Below are 806 nucleotides of genomic sequence, written 5' to 3'. Positions count from 1 at the left end.
AATAAGACAATCAAGATAGCCCATTTTTTTTTTTGCAAATTTGACTATTTTTAAAACATCTTTTTCTTTTCCTAGGTCTGCTTTTATTAAATAAATTTTTGAGCCTTTTTGCTCTAAATTATTTCTTAAATTTTCAGCTTTAGATTTTGATTTGTTATATTGAATTAAAATCTGGACTTTAAAACCAGATAATCGTTCTGCAATTGCTGCACCGATCCTGGTAGCACCACCTGTAATAATTATTTTCCGTGCTTCCATCTTTTATCTCTTTTTTTTGTTACTCTTGTGCCTGGCATTCCTAAAGTAGATCTTCCCTTAGGATAAATTTTATTTTTAATATCATACTGTCTAACCTTTGGATTTAATGTGATTTCAAGTTCTGTACTTTGAAGTTTGCGAATTTCATCCCTAATTTTAGCAGCTTCCTCAAATTCAAGGTTTGAGGCTGATTCTTTCATTTTTCTGTCTAAAGCCTTAAGATGTTTTTTTAGATTTCCACCGACATTTGCACCTTCACTTATCTTCACATAATCTTTCTCATACACGCTTTCCAAAATATCACTAATTTCTTTTTTAACTGTTTTTGCATCAATGTTATGCTTTTTATTATAGGCAAGCTGAATAGATCTTCTTCTATCAGTTTCCTGTGTAGCTTTTTTTATACTTTTAGTTTCTTTGTCAGCATACAAAATAACTTTACCATCCACATTCCTAGCTGCTCGACCAATTGTTTGAATCAAAGAAGTTTCAGATCTAAGAAACCCTTCTTTATCTGCATCTAAAATACCAACAAGTGCACATTCTGG

At 31.1% G+C, this 806-nt stretch carries 2 protein-coding genes; both read right to left on the bottom strand.

All coding sequences use genetic code 11. From position 1 onward, the window contains the following. Positions 1–258: SDR family NAD(P)-dependent oxidoreductase (locus AMN80_RS01775; protein ID WP_143323372.1), on the bottom strand; the 258-nt coding region annotated here is incomplete at its 3' end. Then, the coding region (locus AMN80_RS01770) for a UvrB/UvrC motif-containing protein (RefSeq protein WP_179850268.1) at positions 240–806 on the bottom strand (567 nt) is incomplete at its 5' end. The genes AMN80_RS01770 and AMN80_RS01775, both read right to left, overlap by 19 nt.

The sequence above is a fragment of the Candidatus Pelagibacter communis genome (assembly GCF_001179985.1).
Taxonomy (GTDB): Bacteria; Pseudomonadota; Alphaproteobacteria; order Pelagibacterales; family Pelagibacteraceae; genus Pelagibacter; species Pelagibacter ubique_J.
Note: the sequence above shows the minus strand (reverse complement) of the source record. Positions and strands in the feature narration are given on the sequence as shown.